Annotated in this window: 13 protein-coding genes; 10 read left to right on the forward strand and 3 right to left on the reverse strand. The window is 69.2% G+C overall.

The genetic code is table 11. The annotated features are described in order from the left end of the window. Positions 1 to 152: 152 nt before the first annotated feature. Both EV651_RS17995 and EV651_RS18000 read right to left on the reverse strand, forming a co-directional pair. Positions 153 to 1,367 (reverse strand): RNA polymerase sigma factor, encoded by a 1,215-nt coding sequence (locus tag EV651_RS17995; RefSeq protein ID WP_133786342.1) that lies wholly within the window; start codon positions 1,365 to 1,367, stop codon positions 153 to 155. Between the two features lie 49 nt (positions 1,368 to 1,416). Then, entirely contained in the window at positions 1,417 to 1,806 is a 390-nt protein-coding gene (locus EV651_RS18000; RefSeq protein WP_166658645.1) for a YciI family protein, read from the reverse strand. Positions 1,807 to 1,911: 105 nt separating this feature from the next. On the opposite strand from EV651_RS18000, the gene EV651_RS18005 reads away from it, so the two are divergent. From EV651_RS18005 to EV651_RS18015, 3 genes are all read left to right on the forward strand, one after another. Next, complete coding sequence (locus tag EV651_RS18005; protein ID WP_133786344.1) at positions 1,912 to 2,688, forward strand: TSUP family transporter; 777 nt, start codon at positions 1,912 to 1,914, stop codon at positions 2,686 to 2,688. Positions 2,689 to 2,730: 42 nt separating this feature from the next. Continuing rightward, positions 2,731 to 3,180 carry a hypothetical protein gene (locus tag EV651_RS18010; RefSeq protein ID WP_133786345.1) on the forward strand — a complete coding sequence of 150 codons (450 nt, stop codon included), beginning with the start codon at positions 2,731 to 2,733 and terminating at the stop codon, positions 3,178 to 3,180. A gap of 659 nt (positions 3,181 to 3,839) precedes the next feature. Then, positions 3,840 to 4,598: a class I SAM-dependent methyltransferase gene (locus EV651_RS18015; RefSeq protein WP_133786346.1), complete on the forward strand. Its 759-nt coding sequence runs from the start codon at positions 3,840 to 3,842 to the stop codon at positions 4,596 to 4,598. Here EV651_RS18015 and EV651_RS18020 read toward each other — a convergent pair. Beyond that, entirely contained in the window at positions 4,582 to 5,694 is a 1,113-nt protein-coding gene (locus EV651_RS18020; RefSeq protein ID WP_133786347.1) for a cytochrome P450, read from the reverse strand. The two genes, EV651_RS18015 and EV651_RS18020, sit on opposite strands and share 17 nt — an antisense overlap. 120 nt (positions 5,695 to 5,814) lie before the next feature. Between EV651_RS18020 and priA the strand changes: the two genes are divergently transcribed. From priA to EV651_RS18055, 7 genes are all read left to right on the forward strand, one after another. Next, the gene (gene priA / locus EV651_RS18025) at positions 5,815 to 6,552 is read left to right on the forward strand and encodes a bifunctional 1-(5-phosphoribosyl)-5-((5-phosphoribosylamino)methylideneamino)imidazole-4-carboxamide isomerase/phosphoribosylanthranilate isomerase PriA (RefSeq protein ID WP_133786348.1); all 738 of its coding nucleotides are present in this window, start codon (positions 5,815 to 5,817) and stop codon (positions 6,550 to 6,552) included. Continuing rightward, positions 6,549 to 8,858, forward strand: a complete 2,310-nt coding sequence (locus EV651_RS18030; RefSeq protein ID WP_238157007.1) for an HAD-IB family hydrolase — start codon at positions 6,549 to 6,551, stop codon at positions 8,856 to 8,858. The genes priA and EV651_RS18030 overlap by 4 nt, the downstream gene beginning before the upstream one ends. Continuing rightward, positions 8,855 to 10,054 carry a zinc-binding dehydrogenase gene (locus tag EV651_RS18035; protein WP_133786349.1) on the forward strand — a complete coding sequence of 400 codons (1,200 nt, stop codon included), beginning with the start codon at positions 8,855 to 8,857 and terminating at the stop codon, positions 10,052 to 10,054. Before EV651_RS18030 ends, EV651_RS18035 begins: the two co-directional genes overlap by 4 nt. A gap of 33 nt (positions 10,055 to 10,087) precedes the next feature. Continuing rightward, positions 10,088 to 11,668, forward strand: a complete 1,581-nt coding sequence (locus EV651_RS18040) for a lactate racemase domain-containing protein (protein ID WP_133786350.1) — start codon at positions 10,088 to 10,090, stop codon at positions 11,666 to 11,668. Then, positions 11,668 to 12,600, forward strand: coding sequence for a lysophospholipid acyltransferase family protein (locus tag EV651_RS18045; RefSeq protein ID WP_133786351.1), 933 nt, complete (start codon positions 11,668 to 11,670; stop codon positions 12,598 to 12,600). Before EV651_RS18040 ends, EV651_RS18045 begins: the two co-directional genes overlap by 1 nt. 182 nt (positions 12,601 to 12,782) lie before the next feature. Next, the gene (hisF, locus tag EV651_RS18050) at positions 12,783 to 13,544 is read left to right on the forward strand and encodes an imidazole glycerol phosphate synthase subunit HisF (protein WP_133786352.1); all 762 of its coding nucleotides are present in this window, start codon (positions 12,783 to 12,785) and stop codon (positions 13,542 to 13,544) included. After that, on the forward strand, positions 13,541 to 14,056 hold the full coding sequence (locus EV651_RS18055) for a MarR family winged helix-turn-helix transcriptional regulator (protein WP_238157008.1): 516 nt from the start codon (positions 13,541 to 13,543) through the stop codon (positions 14,054 to 14,056). The genes hisF and EV651_RS18055 overlap by 4 nt, the downstream gene beginning before the upstream one ends. Positions 14,057 to 14,111: the final 55 nt, after the last annotated feature.

Raw genomic sequence — 14,111 nt, forward strand, 5'->3', positions numbered from 1 at the left:
CCCAGCCCCACGCCTACTGCGCGGCACTCGGCACGGCACCTCGCCGCACGGGTGCAAAGGCCACGATGCTCCGCATCGAGACCTTCGCCCCCGCGCGCCGATGCACCGCACCGAGCACCTGCTCGCTACGGCGTGGGACTGAGAGCCATGCCCTAGATGAGGTGGGCGATGCGGTCGCGGAGATAGTTCTGCTCGGCCGTGTTCCGGGTCCGCTCCAGTGCCGCGAGGTAGTTGGTGCGGGCCAGGTCCGGGCGGCCGGCGAGCTCGTGGAGGTGCGCGAGGACGGACAGCCGGCGGTGGTGGTTGCCGAGGTGCCGGTCGTCGGCGAGGCCTTCGACGACCGCGATGCCGGCGTCCGGGCCTTCGGTCATCGCGACCGCGACGGCGGACCCGAGGGTCACCATCGGGCTCGGGTCGATCTTCTCGAGGATCCGGTAGAGCCCGGCGATCTGTTCCCAGTCGGTGGTTTCGACGGAGTCGGCCTCGCTGTGCACGGCCGCGATCGCCGCCTCCAGCTGGTACGGGCCGAGGGGACCGGTGCGCAGTGTCTCCTCGACGATGCGGATGCCCTGGGCGATCTCGTCGGCATACCAGCGGGATCGGTCCTGTCGATCGGCCGGGATCAGGTTGCCACCAGGGCCGGTCCGCGCGTCCCGGCGGGCATGGATGAGGATCATCAACGCCAGCAGGCCGGCGACCTCTCCGGCCTCGCCGGTGGCCTGACAGAGCAGGCGAGTGATCCGGAGCGCCTCCTCGGCCAGATCTACGCGCTGCAACGAGTCGCCGGCGCTGGCGGTATGCCCTTCGTTGAATATCAGGTAGAGCACCTGCAGTACGGCGCGCATCCGCACGTCGTACTCCTCGGCCGTCGGCAGCTCGAAACGTGCGTCCTTGAGCTGCCGCTTCGCGCGGCTGATGCGTTGGGCGACGGTGGTCTCGCTGACGAGCAGAGCGGCAGCCACCTCGGCCGTGGTCAGGCCGCCAACCGAGCGCAACGTCAGCGCGATCTGCGATGCGGGTGTCAGCTCCGGGTGGCAGCACAGCACGAGGAGCCGGACCGTGTCGTCGGCGTCCTCGCGGTAGTCGTCCGGGTCGTATAGATCGTCCGGCGCTCGCAGGTAATCGTTCAGCTCGCGCTGCCGGCGCGCGTTGTCCCGCCGCCAGCCGTCCATCATCCGCCGCGACGCGACACTGATCAGCCAGCCGATCGGCTGTTCCGGTACGCCGTTCGCACGCCACTGCACGAACGCCTCGAGCAGCGCCTCCTGTACGGCGTCCTCGCACTGGTCGAACACGCCGTACCGCCGGACCAGCGCGGCCAGCGCCCGCGGCGCCGCTGCCCTGATCGCCAGCTCCAGCCTGCTCATGAGTTACAGCCCCATGAGCTGCCGCGACGGAGTCGCGGCCATGACACGGTCACAGCTCGTCGAGCTGAGCGAGGAAGTCGGACTCGTCGAGCCGGATCTCCCGCACCTCGACGCGGCGGAATTGCGCCAGCGGGATCAGCGCCGCGAGCTCGAGCGCCCGTTCGACCGACTCACAGTGCAGCACGATCGCACCGGCGAGGTACTCCTTCGTCTCCAGCAGCGGCCGGTCGGAGATGACCGGCGTACCGGCGACCAACTGGATGTCCTTGGATCCGTTGGGCTCCTGCAGCGCGAGCACCGAGACCATTTCGCCCGAGGTCAGCAGCTCGCGGGCGAGCGTCGCGACGTGATCCCGTCCGCCGGACAACTCGGTCAGCTGCTGTTCGGTGAACCCTTTGAGCGCCTCGGCGTTGTTGTGGATCAGCAGTAGGAACTTCACCCGGCCCATTCTCCCGGATCGGGTGTCATAGGTCTCACCGGCCGGTGTAAAGGTTGAGCGGTACTACGCCCTTACCGGATCATCGGGGCGTGAGGACTCGCCGCTGTGCCTGATGTTTCGTTGCTGACGTTGCTGTTCCTGGTGATCGCCGCCTTCGCGGCCGGCTGGATCGATGCGGTGGTCGGCGGTGGCGGGTTGCTGCAGCTGCCCGCGATGCTGCTCGGGCTGCCGAACGCGTCGCCGGCGCAGATCCTGTCGACCAACAAGATCTCGTCGCTGTTCGGTACGACGACCAGTGCGGTCACGTTCGGCGTGAAGGTGCGTCCGGACCGTAAGACCGTGCTCCCGATGGCGATCCTGGCCGGACTCGGGGCAGCCGCCGGCGCCCTGGTGGCGACCAGGATCCCGATGTCGTGGTTCAAGCCGATCGTCCTGGTCTTGCTGGTGGCGGTTGCGATCTACACGGCGATGAAGCCGTCCCTCGGCGCCCGCACCGCGCTGCGGTTCGACGGCCGCGATCACTACCTCGCGGCGAGCGGCGTCGGCGTACTGATCGGCTTCTACGACGGCGCGGTCGGGCCGGGGACCGGTTCCTTCCTGATCTTCGCGCTGGTCGGCCTGCTCGGGTACAACTTCCTGCAGGCGAGCGCGAAGGCGAAGATCGCCAACGTGGCCACGAACCTGGGTGCGATCGCGGTGTTCGCGCTGAACGGCGCACCGCTGTGGAAGCTCGGCCTGATCATGGGGGCCGCCAACATGCTCGGCGGTCTGCTCGGCGCCCGGACGGCGGTCGCGCGCGGCAGCAAGTTCGTGCGGGTGGTCTTCCTGGTCGTGGTCTCGGCGCTGATCCTGCGGCTCGCGTACGACGTCTTCTTCGCCTGACCCCGCGTCTGTACCGTTGCTGACGGGGAAAGTGGGGGAACCGTGCAACGGGACAACGTCGCTCTCTGGTCGTTCATCGGGTTGGTCGCCTTCGGCCTCGCGGCGGTGATCGCCGCGAACCGCCGTCGCGGCGGGTCGTGGGTGAATCCGTCGACTACCGACGGGCCGCTCTGGGTGCCGGCGGCCCCGGCGGCCGTTCTGCTCGCGATGTCCACGCCGCTGGTGATCTGGGCTGCCTTCACGACGATGTACGACCTCGCGTACTCGGACCCGTGGTTCGACGCGCCCGGCTTTCTGCTCCAACCCATACCGGGCCTCCTGGTCGGCATCGCTGCATTGCGCTGTGCCCACGCGGTCCGCCAGGAGTCACGTGACCGGCCCAGCGGCCGCACCCTTGCGCTGTCCACGACGATCCTGGCGTACGCCGCCGCGGTCCTAGCACTGCTAGCGGCACTCGTGTCCTTCGCGGCAATGCTCGGTCAAGGCGGATAACGGCTCTGGTGACGCATGTGTGCGTGAGTTGGGCCGATCGATCCAGCGGCTCCTCGAGCGAAGGTGGCGCAGGCGCCGGTGTTTGTCGCGTCGTGGGTTTGGCGGTCTCCCGGAGGGCGACCTGTCGCGTCGGCCTGCGTGAGCTCTCGTGATGGGAAAGAAATCGTCGCCATGTGCAACTTTGTTTCCCAGTTCTTCTGGCTTGGCCCGGAGCGGGCAGGAGAGCGAAATCCCAGGCATCCACCCACCACTTCCTGGGGCGCAGGCCTCCCCAGTCCCGGCAGGTGATCCTCCCCGAACCAGTTTGGGGTGGATCACCTGCCGTTTCCGGGGTGCGGGGCTCCCCAGTCCCGGACGGAATGGTCCCCAAACTGGTTTGGGGACCGACAGCAGCCAGGGGTTGGGGGTGGTCAGCTGGACAGGTAGAGCACCGGCGAGACGCTGTACGCAGGACCACAATCACGCTCAGGTGCACTACCCCGCCCGCCGATACCTCCTGTCCAAAATGCACGCGCCCCTTCGCTGCGCCACCTCAATCACCCACATCAGTCACAAGAGCCGGAGGGCGATGTCCCAATCCCTCACGTCCTGCCCCACATCCCCTGGACCGAGCGACCATCACCCACACGTCGGACAGAAGAGCCGGATAACCTCTGGTTATGGTCGACTACAACGGTCGGATGGGCAGTGTGTACGTCGCGGGCCGCGGCATCTCGTCCGCTGAGGTAGAGCGTTGGACCAGCGCCTTCGCGACGTACCTCCCGCAGCGGCGCCCGTTGGACGTCCTCGACCTGGGCAGCGGGACCGGTCGGCTCACCCCGGGTCTGGCCGCGCGGTTCCAGGGTCAGGTGTACGGCGTGGAGCCGTCGGACCGGATGCGTGCCGCGGCCGAGGAGGCGCCGCATCCGGGGGTGACCTACCTGAAGGGCGCCGCGGAGGACATTCCGTTGCCTGAGGCATCGGTCGATGCGGTGCTGATGTTCCTGTCGTTCCATCACTTCCCGGATCCGTTGCAGGGACTGCGTGAGGTACGCCGGGTGCTGCGGCCCGGGGGAGTGGCGTTGCTGCGCACCCAGTTCGCGGACCTGATGCCGGACCTGTTCTGGTACGAGTACTTTCCGTCCGCGCGGGAGGTCGACGCCGCGATGTACATCTCGCTGTCCGCGGCGCAGGCGCTCGCGGTCCAGGCCGGGCTGACGCCGGGCGACGACGTCGTCGAGATCACCGCCGAGGAGCCGCGCACCTTGCAGGAGCGGTACGAGCGGCTCAGCCATCGTGCGCTGTCGACGTTCGAGCATCTGCCGGCGGACGAGATCGAGGCCGGGTTCGCCAGGTTCGCCGAGGACGCGGAGCGGGATCCGGACCGGGCGATGCCGGTCTACTCCGCGACGATGCTCGTGCTCACGCGTCCCAGCTGACACGCAACGCCGACGGCTTGCGGAAGACCAGCCCGCGCGGCGGAGGCGAGTCCGCGGCCAGGCGGAGCCCGGGGAGCTTGAGGACGGCCTCCAGGGCGACGAGCGTTTCCAGGCGGGTCAGGTGCATGCCGAGACAGATGTGCGGTCCGCTCGCGAAGGCGAGATGGCGACGGGCGTTGGCCCGCCGTACGTCGAAGTCGTCCGGCGACTCGAACACCTCGGGATCACGACCGGCACCCGCCAGCGACACCGTCACCATGTCGCCGCGGCGGATCTGCCGGCCCTCGAGTTCGATGTCGCGGGTGGCGTACCGGTCGACGACGGCAGCGGCCGGTTCGAGGCGCAGCGACTCCTCCATCGCGTTCGGCAGCAGCGAGGGGTCGGCCCGCACCAGGTCGAGCTGGTCCGGATGCGTCAGGAGGTGCCAGAGCGCATTGGTGATCATGCCCTCGGTCGTCTCGATCCCGCCGAACATGAGGACGGCGGCATTGGCGACGACCTCGTCCACGCCGAGCCCGGCGTGCGCGGCCGTGGCGACCAGGGAGTCCGACGAGTCGATGCCTGCGGCAACATGTTTGTGCAGCTCGGCGAAGGCGGCGGCTCCTTCGGCGGTGACCGGGCGACCGGCGGAGACGCCGGACACGGAGGCAGAGATCGCGGTGTACCAGTCGAGCACCGTCGAGGCCGATGCCGGCGGCAGGCCGAGCGACATCGCGACCACCGCGACCGACAGCGGTCCCGCGAGCGCGGTGCGAAGATCGGCCGGCGATTCCAGAGCAGACACAAGTTCGTCGACCGTTTGCTGCACCGGTTGCAGGAAGCGACGACGCGTCTCGGCCAGACCGAAAGGTGACTCGAAGGGGTCGCGGTGGGCCTTGTGCTGCCCGCCGTCCAGCGACAGCATCGAGGGGCCGACCACCTGGGCTGTGGAGAACCGCGGATCGTCGACCGTGAACGTCTCCGGATTGCGCAGGACCGTCAGCACGAGCGCTCGCGACGTGACGACCCAGCTGTTCAGCGCCTCGATCCATCCGATCGGCCGGATCCTCGCCAGGGTCGGATGCGGATCGGTCTCCAGTTCTTCGACGGTCGCCACCCGACCAGCCTAGTGATAAGACCACTAAGCACACTGGTATTGCTGAGACAGATCGGATTTAAACGACTCAGGAGGCCTCCGGGTTACGAATCTTTCCGCATCGCCCTCTAGGGTGTGGCCATGTCTGAGAACCTGGTGCTGCTGCCTGCCGTCGATGTGGCGGACGGTCAGGCGGTTCGGCTGGTGCAGGGCGAGGCCGGCAGTGAGACGTCGTACGGCGACCCGCTCGCGGCGGCGATGGCCTGGCAGGACGCCGGGGCGGAGTGGATCCACCTGGTCGACCTGGACGCGGCGTTCGGCCGCGGCAGCAACCGTGAGCTGCTCGCCGAGGTGACCGGCAAGCTCGACGTACAGGTCGAACTGTCCGGCGGCATCCGCGACGACGACTCCCTGGAGGCCGCGCTGGCGACCGGCGCGCGCCGGGTGAACATCGGCACCGCCGCGCTCGAGGACCCCGAGTGGTGCGACCGGATCATCCAGCAGTACGGCGACCGCGTCGCGATCGGTCTGGACGTCCGCGGCCGCACGCTGGCCGCCCGCGGCTGGACCAAGGAAGGCGGCGACCTGTACGAGGTGCTCGCCCGGCTGGAGACGGCCGGCTGCGAGCGCTACGTGGTCACCGACGTCACCAAGGACGGCATGCTCCAGGGCCCGAACCTGGACCTGTACCGCGACCTGTGCGCACGCACCGACAAGCCGATCATCGCCTCCGGCGGCGTCTCGAGCCTGGACGACCTGCGGGCGCTGAGCACGCTGGTCGCCGACGGCGTCGAGGGCGTCATCGTCGGCAAGGCGCTGTACGCCGGTGCGTTCACCCTGACCGAGGCACTCGAGCTCACGCGTGGAGGCGACAAGTGAGTGTGGGCGGCAAGCTCAAGGACAAGCTCAAGGACAAGAAGGTCCTGGTCACCGGTGTCACCGGCTTCGTCGGTGAGGCGCTGCTGCACCGGATCATCGGCGAGCTTCCCGGCACCACCGTGGTCGCGATCATCCGGCCGAAGGGCTCGATGACCGGCACCGACCGGATGGCGCAGCTGCTCCGGAAGGACATCTTCAAGCCGTTCTACGGCGAGGGCACGGAGTACGCCGACGCCGAGGCGCTGTCGGCCGCCCGGATCCAGGTGATCGACGGCGACCTGTCCGACGTGCCGGAGCTGCCGAAGGATCTCGACATCGTCGTGCACTGCGCCGGCGACGTGAGCTTCGACCCGCCGATCCACGAGGCGTTCACGACCAACGTGCTCGGCACCAAGAGCCTGCTCGAGCGGATCGTCGAAACGGGCCGGCAGGTCCACTACGTGCACATCTCCACCGCCTACACCGCCGGCCGCCGGCGCGGTGCGATCCCGGAGGCCCCGGTCGACCACTTCGTCGACTGGCGGACCGAGGCCGAGGCCGGGATGGCGATGAAGTCCCGGATCGAGGAGCAGTCCCGGTCCGCGCCGATGCTGGCGAGGTTCCGCAAGGACGCCGAGAAGCTGCACCGGCGCGCCGGTCACCTGACGGCCGCGGCCGACACCGAGCGACGGCGTACCGAATGGGTCGCGAAGCGGCTGGTCGAGACCGGCACCGAGCGCGCCCGCAGCCTCGGCTGGACCGACTGCTACACGTTCACCAAGGCGCTCGGCGAGCGCGTGGTGGAGGAGTTCTCCGGCAAGCTGCCGACGTCGATCGTCCGGCCGGCCATCATCGAGTCCGCGCTGCAGAGTCCGCACCCGGGCTGGATCGAGGGCTTCAAGATGGCCGAGCCGCTGATCCTGGCCTACGGCCGCGGCGAGCTGCCCGAGTTCCCGGCATCGCCGGACTCGGTGATCGAGATCATCCCGGTCGACCACGTCGTCGGCGCGATCTGCGCGGTGATGGCGACCGAGCCCGAGCTGAGCAAGCCGGAGTACTACCACATCGGTTCCGGCGCCCGGAACCCGCTGACGTTCGAGCAGCTGTACGCCGGCGTCCGCGCGTACTTCTCCAAGCACCCCTTCGACCTCGGCGAGCGCGGCGCGGTCCGGCTGCCGGTGTGGAAGTTCCCCGGCGGCGACTCGGTCGAGAGCATGCTCAGGTACGGCGAGCGCGCGCACAAGATCGCCGACAAGATCATCACCACCGTCCCGCGGGGTGAGCGGACCCGGAAGTACGCCCGCGAGCTCGACGTCCAGAAGCGCCGCCTCGACTTCCTGCGCCGCTACATGGACCTGTACTCCGAGTACGCGCAGGCGGAGCTGCAGTTCATCGACGACAACGTGCTCGCGCTGCACAACGCGCTCGAAGGTGACGACAAGGAGAAGTTCGCCTGCGACACGGCGGTCGTCGACTGGCAGTACTACCTGCAGGAGCTGCACTGCCCGAGCGTCACCGAGTCGATGCGTCGGCTGGACGTCGTCCGCAAGAAGCGGAACAAGGCGCTCGCCGAGTCCGCGGGCGTGCTGAAGAAGGTCGAGCCGTCCTCGGCTGACACGGCGAAGGTCGTGGCGGCGTTCGACATGGACGGCACGCTGCTGTCGTCGAACGTGATCGAGACCTATCTGTGGATGCGGCTGCCCGAGCTGGACGGCCCGCAGCGGGCCGGCGAGATCGGCGCGATGCTCCGCAAGCTCCCGAAGCTGATCGCCGCCGAGCGCAAGGACCGGGGCACGTTCCTCCGCACGATCTACCGCCGGTACGCCGGTGCGGATCTGGAGGAGCTGAACCAGATCGTCGACGAGATCCTCGCCGAGCACGTGCTCGAACGGTTGAGTGGCGCGGCCGTACGACGGATTCGCGAGCACCGCGCCGCGGGGCACAAGACGATCCTGATCACCGGCGCCGTCCGGCCGCTGACCCGTCCGCTGGAGCCGTTGTTCGACGAGATCGTCGCCGCCGAGCTGGCCGTCGACGACCGCGGCCGCTGCACCGGCTTCCTGTCCGGCCCGCCGCTGGTCGGTGAGTCGCGGGCCGCGTGGCTGAAGCACCACGCGCGGCAGACCAACATCGACCTGTCCAAGTCGTACGCCTACGCCGACAGCCACTCGGACCTGCCGATGCTGTCAGCGGTCGGCAACCCGGTCGCGGTCTCGCCGGACGTGTCGCTGTTCCGGGCCGCCCGGGCCGCGCGCTGGCAGATCGTCGATTGGAAGACCCCGTCCACGTCGTCCCGTCTGGAGCTCCCAGGGGTGAACGCCCGATGATGCTCGCTCTAGAGATGTACCGGTCGCCGGCGAAGTACCTGGCGGCCAAGGCGGTCGGCGGCCGTATCCCCGGCATCCTGACCGGACCGGCCGCGCCGCTGCGCCTCGTCACCATCAACGAGCCGAAGGCCGAGCGGGAGGGCTGGGCGCGGATCCGGCCGATCCTGTCCGGCATCTGCGGCTCGGACCTCGGCATGGTCACCGGCGCCACGAAGCTGTACTTCTCCGCGGTTGTGTCGCTGCCGTTCGTTCCGGGCCACGAGATCGTCGGCGAGCTGCTCGACGACTGCGAGGACCTGCCGAAGGGCACCCGCGTGGTGATGGACAGCGTCCTGACCTGCGCGGCGCGCGGCGTCGAGCCGTGCGAGGGCTGCGTGTCCGGAAACACCAACAGGTGCGACCGGATCACGGTCGGCCATGTCGCGCCGGGTCTGCAGACCGGGTTCTGCCGCGACACCGGTGGCGGCTGGGGCAACGTGATGGTCGCGCATCGCAGCCAGTTGTACGCCGTACCGGACGGGATGTCCGACGAGCGCGCCGTACTGGTCGAGCCGTTGGCGGGTGCGGTACACGCTGCGCTGCGGGCCAAGGTTCAGCCGGGACAGTCCGTGCTGGTCAGCGGCGCCGGTGCGGTCGGGCTGTTCGCGACGCTCGCGTTGCGTGAGCTGACGCAGGCCGGGCGGATCACCGTGGTCGCCAAGCACGCGAAGCAGCGTGAGCTGGCGCGCGCGTTCGGGGCCAGCGATGTCGTGGCGCCGGACGAGGTGTTCCGCGGCGTACGGCGGGCGACCGGGGCGTTCCGGCTGAAGCAGGACTTCAGCGGGGGCGAGTTCCTGCTCGGCGGCGTCGACGTCGCCGTCGACGCGGTCGGCAGCAAGGACTCGATAGACACCGTGCTGCGGGTCACCAAGGCCGGCGGCCGGGTGGTGCTGTCCGGGATGCCGGCCAGCGGCGCCGACCTGTCGCCGGTGTGGTTCCGCGAGCTCGAGGTCACCGGCACGTACGCCTCCGCACGGGAGGAGCCGAACGGCCGCCCGGCGTTCGAGACCGCGCTGGAACTCGCCGGCCGCGCCCCGCTGGACGGGATCGTCGGGGCCCGCTACCCGCTGTACCGCTGGCGCGAGGCGCTCGACCACGCGCACTCCGCCGGCCGACTGGGAACAGTCAAGGTTGCTTTCGATGTGAGGGCCTCATGAGGGCGCTGAACGTACGACGAGAGAGGTTCTGACATGTCTCGGCCAGGTTTCGTGCTTGAGGTGGACGACCGGACGCCGCCGCTGCTCGTGCACAACGGCGAGGGCTTCCTGCTGGAGCGGTTCCCGCAGGGCACCCGGGTGGTGTACCCGCCGGAGGCGCTGCCGCCGGTCCGCGACGTCGACGAGGCGATCCAGAACGCGCTGCTGAACCCGATCGACTCCGAGCCGCTGCCGGAGCTGCTGCGCGCCGGGATGCGGCTGACGATCGCGTTCGACGACATCTCGCTGCCGCTGCCCCCGATGAAGAAGCCGGACATCCGGCAGCGCGTCATCGAGGCGGTGCTGGAGCTGGCCGCACAGGCCGGTGTCGACGACGTCGAGCTGATCTCCGCGAATGCGCTGCACCGCCGGCTGACCCCGAACGAGCTGCGCGAGATTGTCGGCGAGCGGGTCTTCCGGTCGTTCTTCCCGGACGGGAAGCTCTACAACTTCGACGCCGAGGACCGCGACAACCTGACCCACCTGGGCCAGACCCGGCACGGCGAGGATGTCGAGATCTCCAAGCGGGCGGCCGAGTCCGACCTGCTGGTCTACGTGAACGTGAACCTGGTGGCGATGGACGGCGGGCACAAGTCGACGTCGATCGGGCTGGCGTCGTACAAGTCGCTGAAGCACCACCACAACAGCCACACGATGATCCACTCGCGGTCGTTCATGGACCACAAGGCCTCGAAGATGCACCACTCCGCCTGGCGGATGGGCGAGGTGCTGACCAGCCACGTCAAGGTCTTCCAGATCGAGACGACGCTGAACAACGACATCTTCGGCGGGCCGATCGAGTTCCTGCAGAAGCGCGAGTGGGAGTGGTCGATCAAGGACCAGGCCTCGATGCTCGGCACCAAGCGCGCGCTGGCCGCCGCGCCGGCCAAGGTCCGGCACAAGATCTTCACCGACGTCCGGTCGAACTACGGCCTGACCGGGATCAACGCCGGGGCGATCGAGCCGGTGCACGAGAAGACGATCGAGGCCGTGCACCGCCAGCACCTGGTCGAGGTCCAGGGCCAGTCCGACGTCGCGATCATGGGCGTGCCGTTCGTCGGCCCGTACAACGTGAACTCGGTGATGAACCCGATCCTGGCCGCCTGCATGGGCCTGGGTTACTACTTCAACTCGTACCGGGGCAACCCTGTCGTCCGCAAGGACGGCGCGGTGATCCTTTACCACCCGGTCGACTACGAGTTCAGCCAGTTGCACCACCCGTCGTACGTCGACTTCTTCGAGGAGGTGCTGTCGGAGTCGACCGACCCGGCGACGATCGAGGCGAAGTTCGAGAAGCAGTACGCCGAGGACCCGTGGTACATCCACCTGTACCGGACGTCGTACGCGTACCACGGCGTACACCCGTTCTACATGTGGTACTGGATCTCCCACGCGCTGGACCACTGCGGTGACATCGTCTGGGTCGGCGCGAACCGCAAGACCGTCGAGCGGATGGGCTTCCGGTCCGCGTCGACGCTGCAGGACGCACTCGAGATGGTCAGCCACTCGGTCGGCCGGTCGCCGTCGATCACGTACCTGCACAACCCGCCGCACCTGCTCGCGGACGTGCGCTGATGGGCGCGAGTCTGGTGAAGTTCGGCAAGGACACCGCGCGCGACGTGAAGCAGGTCGCGCGCGGGTGGCGCTGGGGCCGGCGGCCGCAGGTACCGCGGTCCGCCGAGCCGTACGTGATCCCGAAGGAGTCCGCGGTCTTCCCGACCAAGTGGGCCCGGACGCCGGCCGCGATCGCGATCCGCGACCTGCTCCAGAAGGGTCCGCTGAACGCCGTCCTGAACTTCGAGGTGAGCCCGCGGGTCAGCGGCCTGGACTCGCTGCTCAAGCTCGACGGCCCGGCGATCATCGTGGCGAACCACTCGTCGCACCTGGACACCCCGTTGCTGCTGCTGTCGCTGCCGGACGCGATGCGCCGCAAGACGGCGTTCGCGGCCGCGGCGGACTACTTCTTCGACACCTGGTGGCGGGCGGCCGGGTCGGCGATCGTGTTCAACACCTTCCCGATCGAGCGCCGCGGCGGCAAGATGAGCTCCACGCCGGGCGACCTGCTCGCGGACGGCTGGAACGTCGTGGTCTTCCCGGAGGGCACGCGCTCGCCGGACGGCTGGATCCAGCGGTTCCGGATGGGCGCGGCGTACCTGGCCGTCGAGCACGACGTGCCGGTGATCCCGGTCGGCATCAAGGGCTCGTTCGCCGCGATGCCGCGCGGCCGCGGCTGGCCGATCCCCGGCCGACCCGCGGTGCACGTCCGGTACGGCGACCCGTTGAAGCCTGCCGAGGGTGAGAGTGCTCGCGACTTCGCGCCCCGGATCGCGGCCGCGGTCTCGGCTCTCCTCGACGAGGAGTCCACCACCTGGTACGAGGCCCGCCGCCGCGCCGCCATCGGCGCCTCACCCCCGCAGACCGGCCCCGAAGCAGCCCGCTGGCGCCGCGTCTGGGAGTCCACCCGCCCCATGAAGTCCACCGACAACCGCCGCCGCGCCTGGAAGTAACCGCCGCCTGGCGCGGGCGGCCGTCGGGTGTAGACCGGCGTGCCGGGGGCTGTGAACAAGTTATTGCCTGTTCACAGCCCCCGTCGCATCTCCACACCCCCGCTGCCTGCCCACACGCGTGGCGCCTGTCCACGCCGCCGCTGTTGCACTGGTTGGTTCAGGCCGAACGCTAGGCTTGCGTCGTGAGTCTTGCTGTGCGGGTGATTCCCTGTCTGGACGTTGATGCCGGACGGGTGGTGAAGGGCGTCAACTTCGCGGATCTGCGGGACGCCGGGGATCCGGTCGAGATGGCGCAGGTGTACGACGCGGAGGGTGCGGACGAGCTGACCTTTCTCGACATCACCGCGTCGTCGGGGTCGCGCGAGACGACGTACGACGTTGTCCGGCGTACCGCCGAGCAGGTGTTCATCCCGCTGACCGTGGGCGGCGGGGTCCGCGAGGTGGGCGACGTGGACCGGCTGCTGCGGGCCGGTGCGGACAAGGTCGGGATCAACACCGGCGCGATCGCGCGGCCGGACGTGATCCACGAGATCGCGCACCGCTTCGGCAACCAGGTGCTGGTGCTGTCCCTCGACGTACGACGGGCCGCGGAGCAGCCGAGCGGGTTCGAGGTCACCACGCACGGCGGCCGGAAGTCGGCCGGGCTGGACGCGATCGAGTGGGCGCAGCGCGGTTGTGAGCTGGGCGCGGGGGAGATCCTGCTCAACTCGATGGACGCCGACGGGACGAAACAGGGGTTCGACCTCGAGCTGATCAAGGCGGTTCGCGCGGTGGTCGACGTACCGCTGATCGCCAGCGGGGGAGCAGGGGCGCCGGAACACTTCCCGCCCGCGGTCCAGGCCGGCGCGGACGCCGTACTCGCCGCGAGCGTGTTCCACTTCGGCGACTTCCGGATCGCCGACGTGAAGAAGGCGCTGCGCGACGCCGGGATCGTGGTCCGGTGAGCACACCCGCCGAGGTCGACCACTCGAACCAGGCGGCCCAGCCGGACCAGCCGGCCCCGTCTGCTGAGCGGTCGGAGCAGATGGTCGCGGCGATCGAGCAGGAACTGTCGGCGCTGTTCCGCCGGTCACGGTCGGCCTCGCTGCGGCTCGCTCGCCGCGTGCACCCGGAGATGGACGCGGCCGGCTACGCGCTGATCTCCCAGATCGAGATGGGCACCGGCAGCAGCGCCGGCGTGCGCGCCTCGGACGTCGCCCAGGTGCTCGGCCTCGACAAGTCCACCGTCAGCCGCGGCATCACCCAGCTGGAGAACCTCGGCCTGATCGAACGCGTCGGCGACCCGGACGACGGCCGCGCCCGCCTGCTGCGCCTGACGACCACCGGCGCCGAACGCTACGAGGCGATGCGCACCCAGCGCCGGACCGAGTTCCGCGCCATCCTCGACCGCTGGAACCCCACCGACCTGGCCGACCTCGGCCGCCTGCTCGGCCGCCTCAACGCCGACCTCGGCTGAGAGCTCACCACTCGTAACCAGTTTTCCACAGCCTGTGCATATGGTTGTGGAAACC

Source organism: Kribbella sp. VKM Ac-2571 (assembly GCF_004362255.1).
Taxonomy (GTDB): Bacteria; Actinomycetota; Actinomycetes; order Propionibacteriales; family Kribbellaceae; genus Kribbella; species Kribbella pratensis.

Bases quoted from the DNA above. Each gene is read 5' to 3' on its own strand.
- EV651_RS17995 (WP_133786342.1), bottom strand. From the start codon at position 1,367: ATGAGCAGGCTGGAGCTGGCGATCAGGGCAGCGGCGCCGCGGGCGCTG.
- EV651_RS18015 (WP_133786346.1), top strand. From the start codon at position 3,840: ATGGTCGACTACAACGGTCGGATGGGCAGTGTGTACGTCGCGGGCCGC.
- priA (WP_133786348.1), top strand. From the start codon at position 5,815: ATGTCTGAGAACCTGGTGCTGCTGCCTGCCGTCGATGTGGCGGACGGT.
- EV651_RS18035 (WP_133786349.1), top strand. From the start codon at position 8,855: ATGATGCTCGCTCTAGAGATGTACCGGTCGCCGGCGAAGTACCTGGCG.
- EV651_RS18040 (WP_133786350.1), top strand. From the start codon at position 10,088: ATGTCTCGGCCAGGTTTCGTGCTTGAGGTGGACGACCGGACGCCGCCG.
- EV651_RS18045 (WP_133786351.1), top strand. From the start codon at position 11,668: ATGGGCGCGAGTCTGGTGAAGTTCGGCAAGGACACCGCGCGCGACGTG.